1 protein-coding gene is annotated in these 1,346 nt (G+C 44.4%); it reads right to left on the reverse strand.

The window, feature by feature from the left end:
- Positions 1-163 precede the first annotated feature (163 nt).
- Positions 164-1,192: a DEAD/DEAH box helicase gene (locus AC2VE5_RS27635; protein ID WP_486890717.1), complete on the reverse strand. Its 1,029-nt coding sequence runs from the start codon at positions 1,190-1,192 to the stop codon at positions 164-166.
- Positions 1,193-1,346 lie beyond the last annotated feature (154 nt).

The following is a 1,346-nucleotide window of genomic DNA, read 5'->3' on the forward strand; positions in this document are numbered from 1 at the left end:
GTACTTCACATTCAGCCGCATAAAGAAACAAAAATAACTCTTTAGCCCGCGTTCTATTTTCATCTGAAACACTAGCGTTTATTCCATTCCAAACCTGAAAAAACAAAGGTCGCATATACGGGTTTTCCTCGTAATTCAAAAGAGTGAAGATATTTAAACCAGTTCAAGCAAGCTGCCCCAACCCAAACTCTAATTCCATGTGACGTTGCACCCAATCATTAGTCTTTTCTTTACGCAGGGCGATCGCCTGCAAATACTTGAGATACTCAGCGCGTTGCTGCGGTGTCGGTTTAACCCCGAAGATTGCGTTCTTCGACCAGCTATTGGGCGACCAGTAGCCGTAGCGCTCCTTGAAGTTCATTGCAGCCCAACCAGGGGCAAAGTTTTTATCGTAAGCCGAGCGTAAACTTTGCCTATAAAACTCGTAGCGTTCGATATCTTCTTCGCCCAGTAGTTGTTCTAATCCTGGAATTAAGTAGACTTTTTTGGGTTGTTCAAACACATAGCCACATTCGGGGCATTTCATAGTGAAAGCATAGAGGATTTTGCCACAGCCTTGCTTCTCTGTAGGACAAATCTTCTTGGGAGCTTCATCGCCGCCCATCCCCTCATATCCAGGCTCCATACTGATTTCTTTGATATCCTCGACAAACCCATGTCTCATTACGTTACCAGCGATATCAATTACAACACAATCTGTTTTGTTAGTTTCGAGAGACAATCTTAGTCCGCGCCCAATCATCTGAAAATGCAGAGCCTTTGACTTAGTAGGACGGGCTAAAATAATTGCGCTGGTACTTGGTAAGTCAAAGCCTTCAGTTAGTTTCATACAACTCGCTAGCAGCAGAATTTCTCCCTCGATTAGCTGCTGATAAATCCGGGCAACAGAACTGTTGTAAGGCATCTTGCCATCTACATAAGCCGATGGTACTCCAGCTTCCATAAACGCATCAGCTAAGTTTCGCGCATGGGCGACATCAACTGTAAAAGCAATAGTTCGACGAGCAAAGGCTAAGTTGTGCCAATCCCGTATTATCTGCTCAGTTAGTTCTGGGCGATCGCAAGCTAGGGCAAGCTGACCTTCGTTGAAGTCTCCATTAACTGCTGTGCCTACTTTTTCTAAGTCGGCTTGATTCGGGCTGAAGTAATCAGGTTTAACCAGAAACCCAGCGCTGATAAGTTCGTGAGGCATTGGAGCCGATACGAGAGTTTCAAAAATGGTGGTGTTATAGATCAGTTGTTTGGCTATAATCAGTAAGGAGTAAAGAGTAGAGAGATTAGTAAAGTACTATGACTGTTTGGCTACCGGTTGAATGTCCTCATTGCCACAGCACCGAAGTTGTCAA

This window comes from Aliterella sp. E5.1 (assembly GCF_057473825.1).

What these genes read in the sequence shown, in the direction of transcription:
- AC2VE5_RS27635 (WP_486890717.1), bottom strand. Translation starts at nt 1,192, where the DNA reads ATGCCTCACGAACTTATCAGCGCTGGGTTTCTGGTTAAACCTGATTAC.